This window comes from Krasilnikovia sp. M28-CT-15, from assembly GCF_047159595.1.
In the GTDB taxonomy this organism is placed as follows: domain Bacteria; phylum Actinomycetota; class Actinomycetes; order Mycobacteriales; family Micromonosporaceae; genus Actinoplanes.
Genome location: NZ_BAAGAK010000001.1, coordinates 2,998,222 through 3,017,709, shown reverse-complemented (window position 1 = coordinate 3,017,709; position 19,488 = coordinate 2,998,222). Strand labels below are relative to the sequence as shown.

The 19,488-nt window shown below is 73.0% G+C and carries 17 protein-coding genes; 5 read left to right on the top strand and 12 right to left on the bottom strand.

The features are described from left to right. Nucleotides 1-216 precede the first annotated feature (216 nt). From ACMCNO_RS14135 to ACMCNO_RS14105, 7 genes are read right to left on the bottom strand one after another with little or no spacing between them, the layout of a single operon-like run. Complete coding sequence (locus tag ACMCNO_RS14135) at nucleotides 217-1,233, bottom strand: sensor histidine kinase (RefSeq protein ID WP_412749877.1); 1,017 nt, start codon at nucleotides 1,231-1,233, stop codon at nucleotides 217-219. After that, a complete protein-coding gene (locus tag ACMCNO_RS14130; protein ID WP_412753698.1) occupies nucleotides 1,230-1,958 on the bottom strand; it encodes a response regulator transcription factor in 729 nt (242 codons plus the stop codon). Before ACMCNO_RS14130 ends, ACMCNO_RS14135 begins: the two co-directional genes overlap by 4 nt. Further along, nucleotides 1,951-2,406 carry a hypothetical protein gene (locus ACMCNO_RS14125; protein ID WP_412749876.1) on the bottom strand — a complete coding sequence of 152 codons (456 nt, stop codon included), beginning with the start codon at nucleotides 2,404-2,406 and terminating at the stop codon, nucleotides 1,951-1,953. The genes ACMCNO_RS14130 and ACMCNO_RS14125 overlap by 8 nt, the downstream gene beginning before the upstream one ends. Further along, nucleotides 2,403-3,743, bottom strand: a complete 1,341-nt coding sequence (locus ACMCNO_RS14120; RefSeq protein ID WP_412749875.1) for a molybdopterin-dependent oxidoreductase — start codon at nucleotides 3,741-3,743, stop codon at nucleotides 2,403-2,405. Before ACMCNO_RS14120 ends, ACMCNO_RS14125 begins: the two co-directional genes overlap by 4 nt. Beyond that, nucleotides 3,716-4,357 carry a methyltransferase domain-containing protein gene (locus ACMCNO_RS14115; protein WP_412749874.1) on the bottom strand — a complete coding sequence of 214 codons (642 nt, stop codon included), beginning with the start codon at nucleotides 4,355-4,357 and terminating at the stop codon, nucleotides 3,716-3,718. Before ACMCNO_RS14115 ends, ACMCNO_RS14120 begins: the two co-directional genes overlap by 28 nt. Next, complete coding sequence (locus ACMCNO_RS14110) at nucleotides 4,354-5,031, bottom strand: DUF2064 domain-containing protein (RefSeq protein WP_412749873.1); 678 nt, start codon at nucleotides 5,029-5,031, stop codon at nucleotides 4,354-4,356. Before ACMCNO_RS14110 ends, ACMCNO_RS14115 begins: the two co-directional genes overlap by 4 nt. A gap of 20 nt (nucleotides 5,032-5,051) precedes the next feature. After that, nucleotides 5,052-5,711, bottom strand: coding sequence for a glycosyltransferase family 2 protein (locus ACMCNO_RS14105; RefSeq protein ID WP_412749872.1), 660 nt, complete (start codon nucleotides 5,709-5,711; stop codon nucleotides 5,052-5,054). Nucleotides 5,712-5,864: 153 nt separating this feature from the next. On the opposite strand from ACMCNO_RS14105, the gene ACMCNO_RS14100 reads away from it, so the two are divergent. The 3 genes from ACMCNO_RS14100 (at nucleotide 5,865) to ACMCNO_RS14090 (ending at nucleotide 10,393) form a co-directional block, all read left to right on the top strand. Further along, complete coding sequence (locus tag ACMCNO_RS14100; RefSeq protein WP_412749871.1) at nucleotides 5,865-6,914, top strand: NAD-dependent epimerase/dehydratase family protein; 1,050 nt, start codon at nucleotides 5,865-5,867, stop codon at nucleotides 6,912-6,914. Beyond that, nucleotides 6,911-8,470, top strand: coding sequence for a hypothetical protein (locus ACMCNO_RS14095; protein ID WP_412749870.1), 1,560 nt, complete (start codon nucleotides 6,911-6,913; stop codon nucleotides 8,468-8,470). The genes ACMCNO_RS14100 and ACMCNO_RS14095 overlap by 4 nt, the downstream gene beginning before the upstream one ends. Before the next feature lie 141 nt (nucleotides 8,471-8,611). Continuing rightward, entirely contained in the window at nucleotides 8,612-10,393 is a 1,782-nt protein-coding gene (locus tag ACMCNO_RS14090; RefSeq protein ID WP_412749869.1) for a DUF1996 domain-containing protein, read from the top strand. 38 nt (nucleotides 10,394-10,431) lie between these two features. Here ACMCNO_RS14090 and ACMCNO_RS14085 read toward each other — a convergent pair whose 3' ends face one another. Continuing rightward, a complete protein-coding gene (locus ACMCNO_RS14085; protein WP_412749868.1) occupies nucleotides 10,432-10,755 on the bottom strand; it encodes a hypothetical protein in 324 nt (107 codons plus the stop codon). A 1-nt stretch (nucleotide 10,756) separates the two neighbouring features. Continuing rightward, a complete protein-coding gene (locus ACMCNO_RS14080; RefSeq protein WP_412749867.1) occupies nucleotides 10,757-11,257 on the bottom strand; it encodes a DUF3224 domain-containing protein in 501 nt (166 codons plus the stop codon). A gap of 144 nt (nucleotides 11,258-11,401) precedes the next feature. On the opposite strand from ACMCNO_RS14080, the gene ACMCNO_RS14075 reads away from it, so the two are divergent. Together ACMCNO_RS14075 and ACMCNO_RS14070 are read left to right on the top strand one after the other, a co-directional pair. Then, nucleotides 11,402-14,608, top strand: a complete 3,207-nt coding sequence (locus tag ACMCNO_RS14075) for an ATP-binding protein (protein ID WP_412749866.1) — start codon at nucleotides 11,402-11,404, stop codon at nucleotides 14,606-14,608. A 90-nt stretch (nucleotides 14,609-14,698) separates the two neighbouring features. Next, a complete protein-coding gene (locus tag ACMCNO_RS14070; protein WP_412749865.1) occupies nucleotides 14,699-15,622 on the top strand; it encodes a hypothetical protein in 924 nt (307 codons plus the stop codon). A gap of 75 nt (nucleotides 15,623-15,697) precedes the next feature. Here ACMCNO_RS14070 and ACMCNO_RS14065 read toward each other — a convergent pair whose 3' ends face one another. The 3 genes from ACMCNO_RS14065 to ACMCNO_RS14055 form a co-directional block, all read right to left on the bottom strand. Continuing rightward, complete coding sequence (locus ACMCNO_RS14065) at nucleotides 15,698-16,777, bottom strand: NYN domain-containing protein (protein WP_412749864.1); 1,080 nt, start codon at nucleotides 16,775-16,777, stop codon at nucleotides 15,698-15,700. A 432-nt stretch (nucleotides 16,778-17,209) separates the two neighbouring features. After that, the gene (locus ACMCNO_RS14060) at nucleotides 17,210-17,413 is read right to left on the bottom strand and encodes a cold-shock protein (RefSeq protein ID WP_412749863.1); all 204 of its coding nucleotides are present in this window, start codon (nucleotides 17,411-17,413) and stop codon (nucleotides 17,210-17,212) included. 351 nt (nucleotides 17,414-17,764) lie between these two features. Continuing rightward, nucleotides 17,765-19,426, bottom strand: a complete 1,662-nt coding sequence (locus ACMCNO_RS14055; RefSeq protein ID WP_412749862.1) for a Na+/H+ antiporter — start codon at nucleotides 19,424-19,426, stop codon at nucleotides 17,765-17,767. Nucleotides 19,427-19,488 lie beyond the last annotated feature (62 nt).

Below are 19,488 nucleotides of genomic sequence, written 5' to 3'. Positions count from 1 at the left end.
AAGACGTCGCATCGTTGCCCTTCCCGGTAGGCGTGACATCACCGTCCAGAATGCTCGGCCCGCGGCCATGGCCACGAGGCTTTCGAAGATCGTTGACCGCTTCGAGTGAGTGGGGACCTGGAACGCGCGGACCGCGGCGTGGCGCACAGCCCCGCATGACGGCGATGGCCGCTGCGCACATCGTGGACAGTCGTCCCCGAGCCGGTCGGTACTTGATCAAGCGGCCGGGAGGCGCACTTCGAACCGGCATCCGCGCTCGGTGTTGCGCACCGCCACCTGTCCCCCATGTGCCTCCACCAGGCCACGCACGATCGCCAGGCCGAGCCCTCCCCCACCGCCGGAGCCGGCGGCTCCCGGTGTGCGGGAACGCTCGCCGCGGAAGGCCACGTCGAAGACCCGGTGCAGGTCGTCGTCGGGGATGCCCCCGCAGGTGTCGGCGACGGCCAGCCACACGTTGTCGCGTCCGTGACCGGCGGTGATCTGCACGGTGCCGTCCTCCGGCGTGTACCGGACGGAGTTGATCAGGAGGTTGCTGACTATCCGGCCGAGTTCGCGTTCGCCGGCACGGACCAGGGGCCAGCCACTGTCCGCGGCGACCAGGTGGATCTTGCGGCGAGCGGCCAGCGGGGCGACGCCCGCGATCGCGTCGGACACCACGTCGCGCAACGGCACCGTGGTGGGCACCAGGCGCAGGGCGCCGGCGTTGATCCGGGACAGCTCGAACAGGTCGTCGACGAGCTGGGTCATGCGGCCGGTCTCGACCCGGATCCGCCGGTGGTACTCGTCGACCGTGGCCTGGTCGTCGATGATGCGGTCCTCCAGGGCCTCGGCCATCGCCCGCAGCCCGGCCAGCGGCGTACGCAGGTCGTGCGACACCCACGCGACGAGTTCGCGGCGTCCGGCCTCCAGCCGCCGCTCCCGCTCCCGGGCCGCCTGCGCCCAGACCGCGGCGGCCGCCAGCCGCCTGCCGAAGACCGCCCCGACGGCGAGGCTGATCACCGCGGCGGCGCTGACCGTGACCAGCACGACGAACAGATCGTGCCCGGACAGGAACATGGCCCTGGCGACCGTGGCGACACCGGCGACCACGGCCAGCACGGTGACCACCAACAACACCAGGATGTGTACGAGGATCGAGCGCCCGCGCAGCAGCCGCAGCGCCCCCGCTCCGGCCAGTCCGACCACGCCCCCGGCGGCGAGGGCGTAGAGCCCGATGAGCAGCATGTCCTTCACCGGCCGGCTCCCTCGTCGAGCGGGTCGTACCGGTAGCCGACGCCCCAGACGGTGCGGATGCGGCGGGGTTCGGCCGGATCCTGCTCGATCTTCTCCCGCAGCCGTCGGACGTGGACGGTGACCGTGGACTGGTCGCCGAACTGCCACCCCCAGACCTTGTCCAGCAGCTGGGCGCGCGACCACGCGTGGCCGGGGTGGTGCATGAGGAAGACCAGCAGATCGAACTCGCGGACGGTCAGCGCCAGCGGCGCCCCGTCGAGCTGGGCGATGCGCCGCGCGGTGTCGACGGTGAGCTCCGCGTCGGTCAGCCGCGCGGGCGCGACGGGAGGTGTGTTGTGCCCGCCGGTGCGGCGCAGCACCGAGCGGATGCGCAGCACGAGTTCCCGAGGGGAGAACGGTTTGGTCACGTAGTCGTCGGCGCCGACCTCGAGCCCGAGGATGCGGTCGGCCTCCTCGCCGAGGGCGGTGAGCATGACCACCGGCAGGCCGGGCAGCTGCCGCCGGACCCGGCGGCACACCTCCAGGCCGTCGATGCCGGGCATCATCAGGTCGAGTACGACGAGATCGGGCCGCTCGGCGGCGATCGCGGCGAGCCCGTCGGCGCCGTCGGCGGCCAGCCGGACCTCGCAGCCGGCCTGTTCCAGATAGCGCCGGACGACGTCGCTCACCGTCGGATCGTCGTCGACCACCAGTACCCGATGTCCCACCCGGGCCACGCTACCCATCCCCGGGTCCCGGACCGTCGTCACCGGGCCTTTCGGAATCCTTACGGCCTGCGGACTCCCGGGCGGGCCACCGGCGCGCCAGCAGCGTCGCGCCGGCGATGAGCAGTAGCACGGCGCCGAGATTTCGGCCATATGGCAGGGGCAATGCCGAGGGGTTGTCGGCGGGGCGTCCGAAGCCCAGGACGAGCGGAATCGCCACCACCGTGAGCGCGGCGGCGACAATCGCGCCGGATAGTGCCGCCTTCCGGCGCCGGGGTGGGACGAATCGGGCCAGCGCGCCGCCGACGGCCAGGACGGCCGGCATCCAGACGGCGTCGTGGCCGATCAGTACGGCGGCCAGGAAGAGCAGCACGCCGCCGGGATCCAGGCCGGGGTCGTTGAGGGCTCCGCCGACGGCGTACCCCATGATCATGATCCCGGCGGTGACCAGGGCGGTCCGGGCCCTCATCGTGGCGCCCCTACGGTGATCTTGCCGATCCATTTGGTCTGCAGGACGCCGGGCCGGTTCGGGGCGATCAGCCGCGCCGGGTAGCCATGGTCGAGGTGCAGGGGTTCGCCGCCCACGCGCAGCGCGATCAGCGTCAAGGGGTCGCGGGTGTGCTGTGGCGGCACGGTCGAGGCGCGGTAGCGGCCCGCCGCCTGCAACGACTCGACCAGAACGGTGGACCGGTCCGGGTCGGCACCCACGAGCGTCACCAGGTCCCGCAGCCGCACGCCGGTCCACGTCGCGGTCGCGCTCCAGCCCTCCACGCACGCGATCGGCAGCTCGGCCGTGTGCTGCGGCAGCGCCGTGAGGGCGGCCAGGTCCAGGCTGACCTGCCCGCCGGGCCCGGCGACCAGCAGCCGGTACGCCGGATCCAGCGCCGCGGCGCGCACCCCGGCACCGTCCCCGGTCCTATTCACCGGCACGCGCTGTGGTCCGGTGTCGGGCCGTCGCGGGGCGAGCACCGCCAGACCGGACAAGGGCCGGAGCGTCTGCCCGACCGTCGTCACGGTGATCACCCCCGCCGCGGCGGCGGTCGCCGTGAGCAGCCCTCGCCGGCTCAGCCCAGCCGCGGACGGCTCCGGGGATGGGCGGGGCACCGAGCCGGGGCGGCCTTCGGGAGCGCGGCGGCCTTCCGCAGCACGGCGGCCCTCCGGACCGCGGCGGGTGAGGGCCCCCGCGACGACCGGGAGCTGGACGCCGACGTGCACCAGCAGCGCACCGGCCGCCAGCCAGGCCACCCAGTAGTGCCCGGCGGTGAAGAAGAACGGCATCGGCGCATACCACCGCGACGTGTTCAGCACGCCGCTGACCACCTGGAACAGTGCCGCGGCGACCAGCACCGCGACGCTTGCGCGTTCGGCCGCGTGCGCGATCGACCGGACCGGCGGCCAGGTGAACAGGCGCGGGTAGACCGACCACAGCTTGACGCCGAGCAGTGGCACCGAGGCGAGGCCGGTCGCCACGTGGACGCCCTGCGTCACCCGGTAGAGCCCCACCGGGCGCGACGGCCAGGCAAACCAGCCCGGCGGGTGCTGGATCAGGTGGCTGAGCACCCCGGTGAGCAGGCAGACGCCGAACGCCGCGCCGAGCGCGACGCCGAGCTGGCTGGTCAACCGCGTCGAGCGCAGCGGTGAGCGGAAGGCGTCCGGGCGCATCGGTCCTCGCCGCAGTGCGGCCGGTGGCGCGGGCAGCGGCGTCAGCGCCCACCGCTTCGCCGTCACCCACCCGCGCCACCAACGGGATGGCTGCCGCGGCCCGGCGGGGCGGCCGTTCAGCGGGGTGTCAGGGTGGCGAACCATCGTCCTGCCTCCGTCCAGGTGCCGAGGATGCGCAGCGCCGTTTCCGCGGCCAGCGCGGAGAGGTCGTCGAGAGGTACACAGGCCCAGTCCAGGGCCATGTCGGCTCCGGTGGGGGCCTGCACCGTGGCCGTACCGGACCAGGGCGGGGTGCCGGGCGGCGCCAGTTCCGCGTGCAGGTGCCCGGTCGGGGCGAGCAGCCGGCGGCAGCGGCGCAGCAGCCGGAGCGGGTCGCCGCCGATGCCGATGTTGCCGTCTGCCAGCAGCAGGTGCCGCCAGCGGCCGGTGCCGGGCACCGGTTCGTAGACGTCGCGGTGCAGCGCGGTCGCGCCGCGGCCGCGGGCGATGCGCACCGCCGCCGCGCTGATGTCGATGCCGAGCGCGGGCCGGCCCACCCCGCTCAGGGCGCTGGTGAGGCGGCCGGGACCGCAGCCGACGTCAAGCGTGGGTCCGGTGCAGCGCGCGAGCAGTGCCGCATCTCCGGCGATCGAGTCCTGGCACCAGGCGGCTGGGTCGAAACGGTGCACTCCGCCGCCGGCGTGCCGGGCGGTGAACGCAGCCGGGCGGCCCGCCGCCGCCCGGGTGATGGCGGTGTCGAAGACGGCGACGGGGTTCACCCGGCGCCCGCCGGGATCTCGGCGGCGACCACGCTGGCGAACCGGCTGGCGGGCGGGCACAGCGCGGCCACGGTGCTCGCGTCGGCTGCGGTGTCGACATCGCGCAGGTGGGGCAGCACGTGCACCCGCAGACCGCGAGCCCTCAGCGCGGCCAGCGTCCGCCGTCCGGTGGTCGCCGTCGAGGTGGGGACCGTGCGCAATGCCTCGGCGTGAGCCGGGTCGCGCAGGCCCAGCGCCCACCAGCCGCCGTCGGCGGCCGGGCCGAGCACCGCGTCCGGGCCGTCGGCGACGCCGAGCAGGTTCAGGGCCGCGCCGAGCAGCCCGGGGGTGAGCTGGGGCGTGTCCATGCCGATCAGCAGGGCTGGCCTCCGCGGCGTCCGGGTGTCCGCGAACGCGCTGGCCAGGCGGTCGCTGAGCGGGCCACCGCGCTGGGCCAGCGTCGTCCAGCCCGGCGGGGCCGGATACCGGCCGTCGACCACGAGGACGCGGGCGCCCGCCGTGGTGGCGGAGACGGTCCCGAGCGTGTCGGCCAGGGACGCGGCGGCGATCCGGGCCGCCTGGGCGGGGGTACACGGCGGGCAGAGCCGCGTCTTGACCCGTCCGGGCACCGGCGCCTTCGCCAGCAGCAGGATCTGGGGTTGCGGGGATGAGCCGCCGGTGAGTGTCGAGGTCACGGCGCGGCACCCGGTACGCGTCATCGGGCCAGCACCACGCTCATGTCCCGCACCGCGCGCAGCGTGCCGAGCACCGTGCCGGTGACCTTGGAGCGGGTGCCGGCGGCGCGAGGGTGGTAGTCGACGTCGACCTCCACCACGCGCCAGCCCGCCCGCCCGGCCGCGATCAGCAGTTCCAGCGGGTAGCCGAATCGGCGGTCGCGCAGTCCCAGCGCCAGCAGGTCGTCGCGGCGTACGGCCCGGACCGGCCCGATGTCGTGCACGGGCAGGCCGGTCGTGCGGCGTAGCCGCCAGGCGAGGGCGGCGTTGGCGGCCCGGGCGTGTGGCGGCCACGCCGCGCGCGTGGCCGGGCGGCGGCGGCCGGTGCACAGCTGCACCGCGCCGGTCCGGACGGGGACGGCCAGGGCGGGCAGCCGCGCGGGGTCGAAGGAGCCGTCGGCGTCCATCACGCAGATCACCCCGTCGTCCGGGTCGGCCGCCAGGACGCCGGCGTGCACGGCGGCGCCGTACCCGGGTTCGGCCACGCTGATCACCTCGGCGCCGTGGGCCCGGGCCACCGCGGCCGAGCCGTCGGTCGAACCGTTGTCCACCACGATCGGCCGGTACCCGGCCGGCATCCGGGCCAGCAACGCCGGCAGGGCGGCAGCCTCGTCCCGGCAGGGCAGTACCACATCGGTCATGACGCTGGACGCTAGCCACGATCCGGCGGGGAAGGGCTTACGCGGCGATGACGAACCCTTACGGAACGGTGACGTGGCCGGTGGTTCTTACGAACCGCTGACGGCTGATCCCGGCCGGGGTCCCCGGGCCCCATCCGGCCCTACCGTCGGTGGGTGACCCGCATACTCGTGACCGGCGGAGCCGGTTTCATCGGAACCCATGTCGTCGCGGCCCTGCACGACACCGGCCATCACGTGTCCATCATGGACTGTGGTCATCCCGGCGCCCACCGCGCCCCGCTGCCGGACCCGGTGGGCGGCGCCGCGCTGCACCGGGGCGACCTGCGCGACCGGGCCGCCGTCGCCGAGGCGCTGACCGGCGTCGACGTGGTGGTCCATCAGGCGGCCATGGTCGGGCTCGGCGTCGACCTCGACGACCTGCCCGAGTACGTCGGCTGCAACGACCTCGGCACCGCCGTCCTGCTGGCCGAGATGGCCCGCGCGGGCATCCACCGGCTCGTGCTGGCCAGTTCCATGGTCGTCTACGGCGAGGGCGCCTACGCGTGCCCGCGACACGGTCCGGCACGGCCCGCACCCCGCGCCGTCGCCGACCTGGCCACCGGCCAGTTCGAGCCCCTCTGCGCCGACTGCGGATCCGCCCTGGAACCGGGGCCGGTCGGCGAGGCCGCCCCGCTGGACCCGCGCAGCGGGTACGCCGCCACCAAGGCCGCCCAGGAACACCTCACTTCGGCGTGGGCCCGGCAGACCGGCGGCACCGTGGTCGCGCTGCGATACCACAACGTGTACGGGCCGGGGATGCCGCGCGACACCCCGTACAGCGGGGTGGCCGCGATCTTCCGGTCCGCGCTGGAGGCCGGGCGCGCACCGCGCGTGTTCGAGGACGGCGGCCAGCGCCGGGACTTCGTGCACGTCCGCGACGTGGCGGCGGCGAACGTCGCCGCCGTGACGGCGACCGGGACGCGCACCGGCTGGCGGGCGTACAACATCGCCTCCGGGCACCCGGCCACCATCGGCGAGCTGGCCGCCGGGCTGGCGCGGGCAGCCGACGGCCCGGCCCCGGTGGTCACGGGCGAGTTCCGGCTCGGCGACGTACGCCATGTCGTCGCCTCACCGGCCCGCGCCGAATCCGAACTCGGCTTCCGGGCCCGGATCCGCCTCGCCGACGGCATCGCGGAGTTCGCCCACGCACCACTGCGCGGATGAGGGCACCGGTCCCCGCCCGGCGGCGCCGCCGAAGCGCCGGATCGACTGATCGTCGCCGCAGCGGGGCGAACTGGCGCTGGGCGGAAGGCGCCCGTGGGGCTGGCGGCGGTGGCTGGAACCGGCCCCCGCGGGCCGACCTGATCGCCGCAGCGGTCGCCCTGGGTCTGTTCGCCACGTCCGCGGTCGTCGGCGCGACGCTGCACCTGGTGGGGCGTCCCGTGCATGCCGGCGCGGCACCGCTGTTCGCTCATTGGCTGCCCCACATCGGACCCGGCACGCCGCTGGCGGTGACGGTGGCCGTACTGGTCTGCTGGCACGGCCCTGCCCTGGCGGCCCGTCTGCGCTGGCGGAAGCTGCTCGCTCTGTCGTATGCCACCGCCGTGGCCTGGACACTGTCGCTGGCCCTGATCGACGGCTGGCAGCGCGGCATCGCGGGCAGGCTGACCACCCGCTACGAGTACCTGCACGAGGTGCCTGGCGTCACCAGTATTCCCGCGATGGTGCGCGGCTTCGCCGGGCGGATCCTCGACTTCCAGCCGGACTCGTGGACCACGCATGTGGCCGGACACCCACCCGGGGCCCTGCTGGTCTTCGTCTGGCTCGACCGGGCCGGTCTGGGCGGCGGTGGCTGGGCCGGTGGGCTCTGCGTTCTGGCGGCCGCGCTCGTCGCGGTTGCCGTGCCGCACACGGTACGGCTGCTCGGCACCGGCGCAGCGGCCCGTGCTGCGGTGCCGTTCGCGGTGTTGTTTCCCGGGGCCGTCTGGTCTGGAGTGTCGGCGGACGGCCTGTTCGCCGGAGTGACCGCCGCGGGCATCGCCCTGCTGGCACACGGTGTCACCCGCAGGTCCGCGGGCGGCGCGCTGGCCGGTGGCATGCTGTTGGCCTTCGGTTGTTACCTGTCCTACGGCCTGGTCCTCATGGCCCCGATCGTCGCGGCGGTCGGAATCCTGGCCGGGCGCGGTCGGCGCACCGCCTGGTGGGCCCTTGCCGGTGCGGCCCTGGTCGCGGCCGGGTTCACCGCCGCCGGGTTCGGCTGGCCGACCGGTTATCACCTCGTCATCGAGCGCTACTACCAGGGCTTGGCCAGCCGCCGTCCCTACGGCTACTGGGTATGGGCCGACCTCGCGGTCCTGAGCGTGGCCGCGGGCCCGGCTGCCGCGGTCATCATGCGCCGTGCGACATCCGCAGGGTGGCGCTCCACAGTGGACCCCACAGGTGCGTGGTGGACCGGCAGGCGCGGTCACCGGATGGGGGCCCGGGCCGCAGGGCGGGCGATGACGGGACAGCGGCGGGACAGCCCCCGCAGGAACACGATCCGGTCGGTCCCGGGCAGCGGGCACGGTCGCTGGCTGCTCCCGCTCGCGGCCGCCACGGCCATCGTCGCCGCCGACCTGTCCGGCTACAGCAAGGCCGAGGTGGAACGCATCTGGCTGCCGTTCACCGGATGGCTCATGGCCGGCGCCGTCCTGATCCCTGTGGCCGACCGGCGGACGTGGCTGGCCGCGCAGGCGGCCGTGGCCCTGACGGTCAATCACCTGCTGTTGACGACCTGGTAAGACACGTCCGGCCCATCCCTGGGACTTCTTACCGAACGATGACGTACCCGTCCTTCCTCGACCGTCCGGCGCATCGCGGGCCGTACCCGATGGCGCCGGCACGCGATCGAAGCCGGCCTCTCACGAGCATGAGGAGAACCCATGAACCGCAGGGAGAAGCAGCCCTGGCTGGAGTCCCGGCCGACCAGGCTGGCCCTGGTGGCGGCGGTGCTGGCAGCCACCGCGGCGCTCACCGTCACGTTCGTGTCCAGCGGAGGCAAGGGCACCGCGGACGCCGCCACCACGCTCGACCAGTACGTCCCGATCCAGAAGGTCCCGCCGAACGTGCGCGGCCCGAAGCCGTCGCGCGGCGCGTCGACCGGCCGCTTCACCGTCGACTGCGGCACCAACGGCAACGGCAAGTTCAGCCCGGACAACCCCGTGGCCCAGCCCGGCATCCGCAACGGCGCCGAACACCTGCACGACTTCGTCGGCAACCTGGCCATCACCGCGAACTCGTCCGACGCCGACCTCGCCGCCTCCGGCACCACATGCCGCAACGGCGACCGGTCGTCGTACTTCTGGCCGGTGGTCCGCATCGACCGGTCCGTCCGCAGCGGCAGCCAGGTCCGGCAGGCACTCGCCCGGACTCAGCCGGTGATCGCCTGCCCCCGGGTCGGTGACCGGCTCCCCGCCGTGCCCGCCGAGGTCCGGGCCGTCGTCGTTCGCCGCCTCGCCGAGCTGGGCCGCCTGGAAGCCACCGCGAACCAGCGGATGGCCACCAGCCGGGGCCGCATCGACGCGGCCCTCAACAACCGGATCCTCGACGGGCTGCGCTCGCGCCGGGCAGCCCTGATCCAGAGCATCAGCGCCAGCATCGGTACGGCCGGCGGCACCCGGCCCACCGGCCTGGTCTCCCTGGTCGACTGTGACGTCAGCTACGACGGGATGCACGCCGCGATGCCGGGCGGCTCGCACGCCGCCAGCGTCCAGGCCGCCCGGGCGGCGACCCCGCAGGTACGGTGCCCGGGCGCCCGCGACAAGCTGCCCGGCGTGCCCGCACCGGTCCTCGCCGAGGTGAACCGCAACCTCGACCAACTCGACCGGCAGATCTCCGAGGCGAACGAACGCCTCGTCACCGCCCGCGGCCAGGGCGGCCCGGACTTCATCGACAACGCGATCCTCGGGCCCCTGCGCGCCAAGCGGAGCGCCGTGCTCGACCGCATCGCCAACGCCATCGGCCGGCAGGCGGCTCGACCGCATGGCCTCGACGCCCTCGCGTCCTGCATCCTGAGCCGGACACCCGCTACCGGCCCGGCCACCGGCACGCCCGCCCCGCCGAGCGGTACGCCCACGGCCAGCCCCGCGCCGCTGCCCGACCCGCAGGGACCCGACCTGGAGCTGCCCGGCAACACCGGCGGCATCGTCCGCCCGGCGAAGGTCCTCATCGAGTACCGGGGCAACGCCACCGGCAGGGTCGTGCCCATGCCGAAGTTCCTGCGCGAGCTGACCGGCGATGCCAAGCCCACCAGCCGCGGCCCGGCCAACGCCCGCGCCACCTGGACCTGCTCCGGCTTCACCGACCGGCTCTCCGACAAGTACCCGATCTGCCCGGCGGGCAGCCAGGTACAGCGGGTGCAGGACTTCCCCGGCTGCTGGGACGGCAGGAACGTCGACAGCGACAACCACCGTCGGCACGTCGCGTTCGCCGACAAGGCCACCGGCGCCTGCCCCGCCGGGTTCGTCGCCATCCCGCAGCTTCGGATCACCATCTCGTACGACATTCCCCGCGACGTGCAGGTGAAGGGGCAGTACGCGCTCGACTCGTTCCCCGAGGAGAACCACAACCCGTTCTCCGACCACAACGACTTCGTCAACGTCAACTCCACCCGGACGATGCAGCGCATCGCCGCGTGCATCAACACCGGGAGGGTGTGCCGCTGAGCGGTCGGCCGGGAGTCGGGTACACCCCCGGCTCCCGGTCAGTGCACCTCGATCAGGTAGCTGGTCACGTAGATCTCCAGCTGCTCGAATCGTTGCAGCAGGTGGGTCTTGAAATGGGCGATCCAGGCCCGGTGCTCCGCGGTGTCGTCGACGTCGACCACCAGCGCGAACAGCCGGTCCTGGTAGCGGCGGCCGTCCGCGGTCCAGTTGCCCAGGGCGGCGTCGGGCCGGAACGTGAACGCGCCGAAGGTGTCACCGACCTCCTTCAGCGAATCCGGTACGCATCTGGGGCAGGAGTCCATGACGAGCCGGCCGTCGTTGAACTCGGCCGGTAGCAGGACCTCGTAGCGCCGGGTGGTCACGCTAGTGGAAACACACGGTGCCGGTGTAGCGGGAACGCCCGCCTCCGGGGAACGAGAACGTGCCCTGCGCCCGGATCGCGCCGGTGACTCCGGCGAGATATCCGGTACCTCCGGTGATCGTCTGCAGGTCCACGATCGAGCCGTCGCCGCCGGAGGCGAACGCGCCGGCGTTCTTGATGAGCAGGGTGCCGGTCCGGCCCCGGGTCCTGCCGGTGAGGGTGGAGTCGGAGGTGAACAGCTGCACCGTGGTCGTGGGGGTGTCCGCGGTGGGCACGATGGCGGTCGCACGCCCCTCGGCGGTACCGCTGATGTCGCCGCGGTAGGTCGCCTCGATGCACAACCCGACCGGGGACGTGCAGCTGGGCCCGGTGACCGGCCGCTCGACATAGCTTCCGGAGACCGACGTGCAATGGGCCGCCGCCTGGGTCGAGGTGGCGGGTCCGAGCACGATAGCCAGCACCCCCAGCGTGACGCAGACACGGAAACCGCGGGCTGATGACATGTCGACTCCCTTCGCGAGTGGCGATCATCGGGCCGTCCGGATGCAGTCTCCGCCCGCGAATGCAGCGTTATGGGACGATTGGGCGCAATTTACCTCACTGTGTGTATGTCGCGGTCGACGAAGAACGTGGGCGACAATGGCGGCGTGTCGGTTCCCGTCGCCGCCGCCGATCTCGTGGGCCGAGAGTCGTCCACGGCTCTGCTGCGCCGGATCGTCGACGACATGGCCGACGGGCGGGGGCGGCTGGTCCTGATCTACGGCGAGCCCGGCGTCGGCAAGAGCGCACTGGCCGAGTACGCCTGCGGCTATGCGGCCGGTCTGGGCGCCACGGTGGCCTGGGGGGCGTGCTGGGAGGGCGACGGGGTAGCCGGCTTCTGGCCCTGGCAGCAGATCGTCCGCGCCGCCGCCGGTGACGCCCGGGACACCGGCGGGTCCGATCTGGAGCCGCTCTTCGCGGACCGGCCCACCGCCGCCGCCGGTGCGGACGGGATGCGGTTCCAGCTGTTCACCGCGGTGGCCGACGAACTGCGGCGGGCCGCCGCGCGGGCACCACTGATCGTGGTGCTCGACGACCTGCACTGGGCGGACGCCGGGGCGGTGCGGCTGCTGGGCTTCGTCGCCCGGCAGGTGCTGCGGGACCGGGTGCTGCTCATCGGCACCTGCCGCGACGCCGAAATCGGTACGGATCATCCGGTCGGCGACCTGATGGCGGCACTGCCGCCCGAGGCGGAACTGGTGTCGCTGGTCGGGCTGGATCAGGAGGCGACGGCCGAGCTGCTGCGACGAACGGCGGGCGGGCAGCCCGCCGCGGAGCTGGTGGCGGCGGTCCACCGGCGTACCGGGGGGAACCCGTTCTTCATCACCCAGCTGTCGCGGCTGACCGGCGGCCCGGCTTGCACGCCGGTACCGAACAGCGGACTGCCCGCAGTGGTCGGCGACGCCATCCTGCGCCGGATGGCCCGCCTGCCCGAGCCGACCGTCGCGACGCTGTCCACGGCCTCGGCCATCGGGGCCGAGTTCGACGCGGCGCTGCTGTCGGCGACCGCGGGCATCGGGTACGCCGACACGCTCGCCCGGACGGAGACCGCGGTGCGGGCCGGCGTACTCGTCCCGGCCGGTGAGGGACGGCACCGGTTCGCCCACGACCTGTTCCGCGAGTCGCTGTACGGCGCCCTGTCCGGCGACGCCCGGTCCCGGACCCACCTGGCGATCGCCACCGCGCTGCGGGCGCGCGCCGCCTGCGGCGGTGACGTGACACCCGGGGAGCTGGCCCACCACTACACGCTTGCCGTACCCGCGGTCGAACCGGCCGTGGCCGCGGAGTTCGCCGTCGCCGCCGCCGAGCACGCCGGGGGGCGGCTGGCCTACGAGGAGGCGGTACGGCACTGGCGGCAGGCGCTGCGCCTGCTCGAACAGGGCGGGACCGTACCCCTGCCGGTACGGCTGAGTGCCGCCGAGGCCCTGCTGTGCGCGGGCGACCACGCCGCGGCGTGGGCCGGGTTCACCGACGCGGCCCGGCTGGCGGCGAGCACCGCGGACCCGTCGGCGCTCGGTGCCGCCGCGCTCGGCCTGCACCGGCTCGGCGCCGGTTCCGACAGCGCCCGCCGGGACGTGATCGGCCTGCTGGATCAGGCCGCCGCCGCGCTGGAGGCGGTGCCCGACGACGCCGCGGTCGCCCTGTACGCCCGGGTGCTGGCGGCGCTGGCCCGGGAGCACCACGACGGGCCGGGCGCCGATCCGCAGCGCGCCACGGCGCTCGCCTACCAGGCGTGTGCGAGCGCCCACGCCAGTGGCGACAAGGCCGCGATGGCGTGGTGCCTGCACGCCCGCCACGACGTGATCTGGGCACCGGGCAGCGCACCGCAGCGGCTGGCGATCGCGGACGAGATGGCCACGGCCGCCGATGCGGGCAACGTGCCCGACCTGATGTTCCGGGCCCGCTTCTGCCGGTTCGTGGCCATGGTGGAACTGGCCGACCCGCGGGCGCTGGCCGCCATCCGGGAGCTGGAGCAGCTCGCGGCCGAGCTGAACCTGCCCACCCCGCGCTACCTCGTACTGTCCCGGCAGGCCGCCCTCGCCCACCTCGACGGTCGCGACGCCGACGCCCGCAGCCTCGGCGAGCAGGCGGCCCGGTTCGCCGACCTGATCGGCGAGTCGGCGGGCTTCGGGGTGCACGCCAGCCAGCGGCTGGTGGCCGCGCTGGACCGGGCCGGGTGGTCCGGGGCCGCCGAGCTCCGCGCGGAACTGGGCGACCGAGCGGTCCGCCCCGAACTCACGCCGTTGTTCCACGCGATGGTCGCGCTCGGCCGCGGCGACCGGAGGGCCGCCGGGGAGATCCTGCGGGCGTTGCCGCTGCAGACCGACGAGTCCGCGAACCGGTCGCAGACCCTGGCCGGCGCCGCCTTCGACATCGACCTGGCCGCCGCCACCGGACTGTCCGGACGCTGCGCCGACTACTACGAACGCCTGCTGCCCTATGCCCAGCAGATGGTGGTCCTGGGCGGCGTGGTCAGTGTGCTCGGGCCGGTCGCGCTCTACCTCGGAGTGGCCGCAGCCGCCCAGCAGCGCTGGGACCTCGCGGTCGGCCACCTGGAAGATGCATTGAGCCTCACCGAGCGGCTGGCGTCGCGCCCGATCGCCGCGCGGGTACGCGCCCACCTCGGCTTCGCCCTGCGCGGCCGCGGCGGCCCCGGCGACCACGACCGGGCGCGGACGCTGCTGGCCGACGCGGCCGAGGCCGCCGCCGAACTGGGCCTGCGGGCATTACACGACGAGACGGTGCGGGCCCTGGCCGATGAGCCGGTGGCCGATCCGGCGTCGGCGGTCTTCCGCCGCGAGGGTGAAGTGTGGACACTGCGCTACGCCGAGCGCAGTGTCCAGCTCCGGGACGCCAAGGGCCTGCGGGATCTCGCCACGCTGCTGGCCGTACCCGGGCAGGAGATCCCGGCGGCACGCCTGCTGGCCGGGGTCGAGGCACCGGCGCAGCAGCTCGGCGGAGACGAGGTGATCGACCAGCGGGCCCGGGCGGCGTACAAGAAGCGGCTCGCCGAGCTCGACGAACAGATCGCCGAGGCCGAGGACGACAACGACGCCGGGCGCCTCGAGCGTTACGGCGCCGAGCGGGCCGCGCTGATCGACGAGCTGGCCCGGGCGTACGGGCTCGGCGGTCGGGTGCGCCGCCTCGGCGACACCGGCGAGCGGGCCCGCAGTACGGTCACCGCCCGCATTCGCGACGCGCTGCGCCGCATCGACCGCGCCCATCCCGACCTCGGTGCCCACCTGCGCGCGTCCGTGATCACCGGCCGGGCCTGCGCCTACCGCCCGGACACCCCGCTTCGCTGGGAGTTGTGACCTCACCGGCTGTGAGCCGTTTCCTCACGCCTGTCTCTGCGAGAGGCATGCGCGGCCCGCGCATCCCGGCGACACGAGGAGACGAACACCGTGAACGACACCAAAGCACCCCAGACCTCCCGGCGCCCCCGCCTGATCGGCCTGGCCCTGGCCGGCGCCGCCGCTCTGACCGCCGGCCAGCTGGCCCTGTCCAGTCCGGCATCCGCATCCGTCGGCTCCGACCTGCGCCTCGTGCCCGGGCAGAGCACCACGGACTCCGGCTTCTCCAAGACGGCCGTCGCGACCTGTCCGGCCGGCACGGTCGTCTACGGCGGCGGTGGCGACATCGTCAACGGCGGCCACGAGGTGATCCTCTACGAGCTCGACAGCCGCGGCGACCGCACGCACTTCTACGCCAGCGCCCACGAGGCGGTGGGCGGCTACACCGGCTCCTGGACCGCCTACGCCTGGGCCGTCTGCGGACCGAACCGGCCCGAACTCGGCCTGGCCTACACCTCCGCCGTCAACTCCACCAACACCGGAGCGCGGGGTGTGCGGACCACGGTCACGTGCCCCGCCGGTAAGAAGGTGATCAGCGTGGGCGGCGCGGCGGCCGGCCCGTTCTGGTACTTCCAGCACCAGGCGCCGGGCATGATCCTCGACAGCCTGGCCCCCTCCAGCGACCTGCGCTCGGTCACCGTCGACTCCTACCAGGAGGAGCAGGCCAACAACAACGACGCGGGCACCGTGGCCTCCGCGATCTGCGGCTACGCGCCGGCCGGCCTGCAACTCGTGCCGCGCACGATCAGTGCGAGCAGCACCGCCGACAAGGCTGTCACCAGGGAATGCCCTGCCGGTACTCGGGCGATCAGCGCGGCGGGTGGGCTGGACGGCGCCGGCGGGCAGGCCTACCTCGACCGGCTCGTGCCGCACCACCAGTCCGGACTTACCGGCGGCGACATCGACACCCGCCACGACAGCAACGGCTCCAGCAGGTCGTGGACCGCATCGGTGTCCCTGATCTGCGCCCAGTAACCCGTTCGGACCGGGGCGGCCACGCGAGGGCGTGGCCGCCCCGGTTCACGGCTCGTCGAGGCCCGTTCACGATCATCAGGTTTGTGTCCTGGCAGTCAGCAGGTAGTCCTCGGTGTCGGAACTCCACTCCAGGTCGACGGCTCCGCTGGTCGCCGCGGCCCGGCAGAACTGGAGGAAGCTCCGGTAGCCGAGCTTCTTCTCGCTGAAGTCAGGCCGTACCTTGCGCAGCTGATTCTTCAGGCCCGAGAGGGCCACCGGGCTGCCGCCGCCGGCCAGGTCGAGAACCACCGAGCGCAGCAGGCCGAACGCGGCCTCCCGGTCGCCGTGCTCGGGCAGCGTCACGTCCGGGTCGCCCTTGGCGTGGCCCTCGGTAAGCTCGACCACGTTCTGCTCGGCGAGATGGCGCAGGAGTTCCCCGAAGGCGCGGAATCCGTAGTCGGCCTCGTTGAAGGTCGGGTCCTTCCGGAGCAGGGTGCGCTTGATCGTCGAGGCCGCAACCGCGCCGCTGGCGCTGCGCTGCAGACCGGCGACGGTCTGCGCGACGAGGACGGCGAGGGCGTCCACGTCGCGGGCGGACACGTCCGCGGCCGGCTGCGGTTCGGGTTCCCGCTCGCGCGGCTGCGGCTCTGCCTCCGCCGCCTTGGCCGGGCGTCCGCGGCGGGCACGCGTGGGCGGGATCTCCACGCCCTCCAGCCGGTCGTAGAAGAGGAACTCGTCGCAGGCGGGCGGCAGCAACGCCGACGTCGTCCGCTCGACCCCGACGCCGATGACGCGCTTGTTGAGCTCGCGAAGCTTGTGGACCAGCGGGGTGAAGTCGCTGTCGCCGGTGCCGAACACGAAGGTGGAGATGTAGTCCCGCTCGAAGGCCAACTCCAACGCGTCCACCGCCATCTTGATGTCGGCGGCGTTCTTGCGCGAGGCGCCCATGCGCTGCGGGATGTCGATGAGCTCGACGTGCGATCGCGTGAGCATCCGGCGGTCCTCGTCGAAGTACGACCAGTCGGCGTATGCCCGGCGGACGACCACCCGCCCGCGTTCGGCGAGCGCATCGGCGATGGGCCGCAGCTCAAATGTCATGCCGCCGAGGTGGTCGCGCGCACCCAGCGCCAGATTCTCGTAGTCCAGGAACAGGGCAATGCGCTCTTCTTGATCCACGCAGTCGAGCGTACGCCTGACTCGGCCACCGTCGGCCCTGCTGTCTGACGGGAACAGGCTGCCCCGTTCACGGGTGACGTCGCGGTGGAGGTCCGGTTATGCGGCGCGCGCGGGTGCGGTGGACGCGGTAACGGGGACCGGCAGGGCCGTGAACGGGTGGCGCAGCTTGCGCATCGCCTCGAATCCGTCGTCGACGGCCGGGCCCGGCTTGTCGGCGGTTTCGCCGGCAGGCGTCGCGGACGGTGCCAGGAATAGGATTGCGTGCTCGTGACTCGGTTTCAATCAATATCCTCAGTGGTTTGGTTTGCGTGTGACGGGAGGCCGCCGGAACCGGCGGTCGCCTGGAACCCGGGCGGCTGACGGAAAATCACGTCAGCCGCCCGGGTGGCCCGCTGAACCAGCGGGCCGCCCGGATGAGATCGCCGGGACGCCTCAGAGTGGGCGGATGTTCGCGGCCTGGGGTCCCTTCGGACCCTGGGTGACCTCGAACTCGACGCGCTGGTTCTCCTCCAGGCTCCGGAACCCGCTCGTCTCGATGGCGGAGAAGTGGGCGAACACGTCCATGCCGCCCCCGTCCTGGGTGATGAAGCCGAACCCCTTGTCGGCGTTGAACCATTTCACGGTGCCGGATGCCATGTTTCTCCTCGGACGCTTTGACGGAAACGCAAAAAGCGCCTGTCAGGGCTTAGATACCCATCAGGCGCTGGAAACGTCTACGGAAATCAAGACTACGATATAAGCACCATAGCACGATTCACGCTGTCACGCACGGCGTCCCGGTTGCCGCTCCGGTGCAATACCACGCCGGTCGCAGCGTGCCTGAGTGACTCTGAAGTCCATCCTTGATCGACTATCCACGGGCGATGGATTCACGGAACGGCATATGCTGCGTTCGGCAACGCGAATGGCTGAAGGGCACCCGCAGCCCACGGCGAACCGAATGGTCGCCCGCCCGTTCCCAGGCATGGAGGGTCCAGCGCCGTGGGATCACCGCGCCGGCCTGTCGGGGAGCAGCCGTTCCTCCAGGTCGAGTTCGTGTTCGAGCACTCGTAGGCCGTCGTCGGGCAGCCACCCGGCGTCGCGCCAGCGCAGCAGTTCCTCGCGCTGGGCGCTGATCGCAGCGCGGCGTGCGTGCAGCGCCGCCTCGTACTGCGGCGACACCGGCATTTCCGAGGACGCGGCTGCCTGGATCAGATCGAGGCGGCCCTGGTAGCGGGTCAACCTGGTGCGCAGCTGGCCTCGTACGGTGTTGACGATGCGCACGTCGGTCCCTGCCTCGTCCGCGATCTCGTCGAGCCGGGCGAGGGCCGCCTTGACCGACGCCGAGCGGGCCTCGTTACGCAGCCGCGACCGGTCGGTGTCGTCGGCGCGCAGCCCCAGCGCCCGGGACAGCAGCGCGAAGGTGAGCCCTTGGCCGACAAGGGTGACGAGCACGACCGCGAAGGTGCAGAAGAGCAGCAGGTCGCGGAGCGGAAACGGATCGCCCGAGTCGGTGACGAGCGGGATCGTGAAGATCGCCGCGAGGCTGATGACCCCCCGGGTGCCGGACCAGCTCAGGGCGGTGACCTCGCGGCCGGTGAGCCGGTCGTCGTGCCGGCGTTGCCGGTAGGACGGGCGAATGGTGTCCGCGGACTCGGTCCAGCCCAGCCAGGTGTGCAGCGATCGGGGAAGCGACTGCGTGAGGATCAGCCAGAGCGGGCGCAACAGCAGCACCACCCCCACGGTGATCGCTACCGCGATCACCACCGTGGCAGCGTCGTACTGCTTGAGTCCTTCCACAATGCGCGGCAACTGCTGGCCGATCAGCAGGAAGACGAAGCCCTCCAGGAGGAAATCCACGAGACGCCAGACCGCGCCAGTCTGCAGCCGACTCGCACCCGAGGCCCACCGCGGCGCATCATGGCCGATGATCAGCCCGGTGACCACGACGGCCAGGACACCCGAGACGTGCATCCGGTCGGCGAGCAGGTAGGCGACGAAAGGTGTGGCGAGCGAGACCGCGTTGGCGATCAACGGGTCCGTCGCCCAGTGCCGGAGCGTGCGGACGCCGTACGCCACGAAGCCGCCGGTCACAATGCCGCCGGCCGCCGCGAGGATGAACTGGCCGACCGCGGCAGGCGGAGAGAAACCGCCGCCCGTGACGGCGGCGACTGCCACGCTCAGCATCGTCAGGGCTGTCGCGTCATTGAGCAGCCCTTCGCCTTGGATGATCGTGACCAGCCGGGCCGGCAGCCCCACCCTGCGGGCCACGCCCATGGCCGCCACCGGGTCGGGCGGAGCGACCGCCGCTCCCACCGCGATGCCGGCGGCGAGGGTGGCCCCGCCGACGAACCAAACAAAGCCGACGCCGACCGCCAGGGCCGTCAGAAGCACCAGAGCGACGGAAAGGCTGATCACCGTACGCAGATTGCGGCGAATGGCGAGCAACGAGGAGTCGAGCGCCGCGCTGTAGAGCAGCGGCGGCAACACGAACGTCAGCACGAACCCGGGATCGAGGGTGACATTCGGTCCAGGCAGCAGCGCATATCCGATGCCGGCCAGGGTCAGCAAGGCAGCGGCCGGCAGTCCCGTACGTTCGGCGACCCAGCGGACCACCACCACCACGGTGACCGCCGCCAACACGAAGAGCAACATCATCTCGACATCCACACATCATCCTCTCCATCTGCTCGGTCTGCGCGCTGAGAGTTTCAGCCGCCGTGGGCAGAGAC

Coding starts and splice junctions, on each gene's coding strand:
- ACMCNO_RS14105 (WP_412749872.1), bottom strand. CDS start 5,711: ATGACCGATGTGGTACTGCCCTGCCGGGACGAGGCTGCCGCCCTGCCG.
- ACMCNO_RS14130 (WP_412753698.1), bottom strand. CDS start 1,958: ATGGGTAGCGTGGCCCGGGTGGGACATCGGGTACTGGTGGTCGACGAC.
- ACMCNO_RS14090 (WP_412749869.1), top strand. CDS start 8,612: ATGAACCGCAGGGAGAAGCAGCCCTGGCTGGAGTCCCGGCCGACCAGG.
- ACMCNO_RS14060 (WP_412749863.1), bottom strand. CDS start 17,413: ATGGCATCCGGCACCGTGAAATGGTTCAACGCCGACAAGGGGTTCGGC.
- ACMCNO_RS14125 (WP_412749876.1), bottom strand. CDS start 2,406: ATGAGGGCCCGGACCGCCCTGGTCACCGCCGGGATCATGATCATGGGG.
- ACMCNO_RS14120 (WP_412749875.1), bottom strand. CDS start 3,743: ATGGTTCGCCACCCTGACACCCCGCTGAACGGCCGCCCCGCCGGGCCG.
- ACMCNO_RS14095 (WP_412749870.1), top strand. CDS start 6,911: ATGAGGGCACCGGTCCCCGCCCGGCGGCGCCGCCGAAGCGCCGGATCG.
- ACMCNO_RS14080 (WP_412749867.1), bottom strand. CDS start 11,257: ATGTCATCAGCCCGCGGTTTCCGTGTCTGCGTCACGCTGGGGGTGCTG.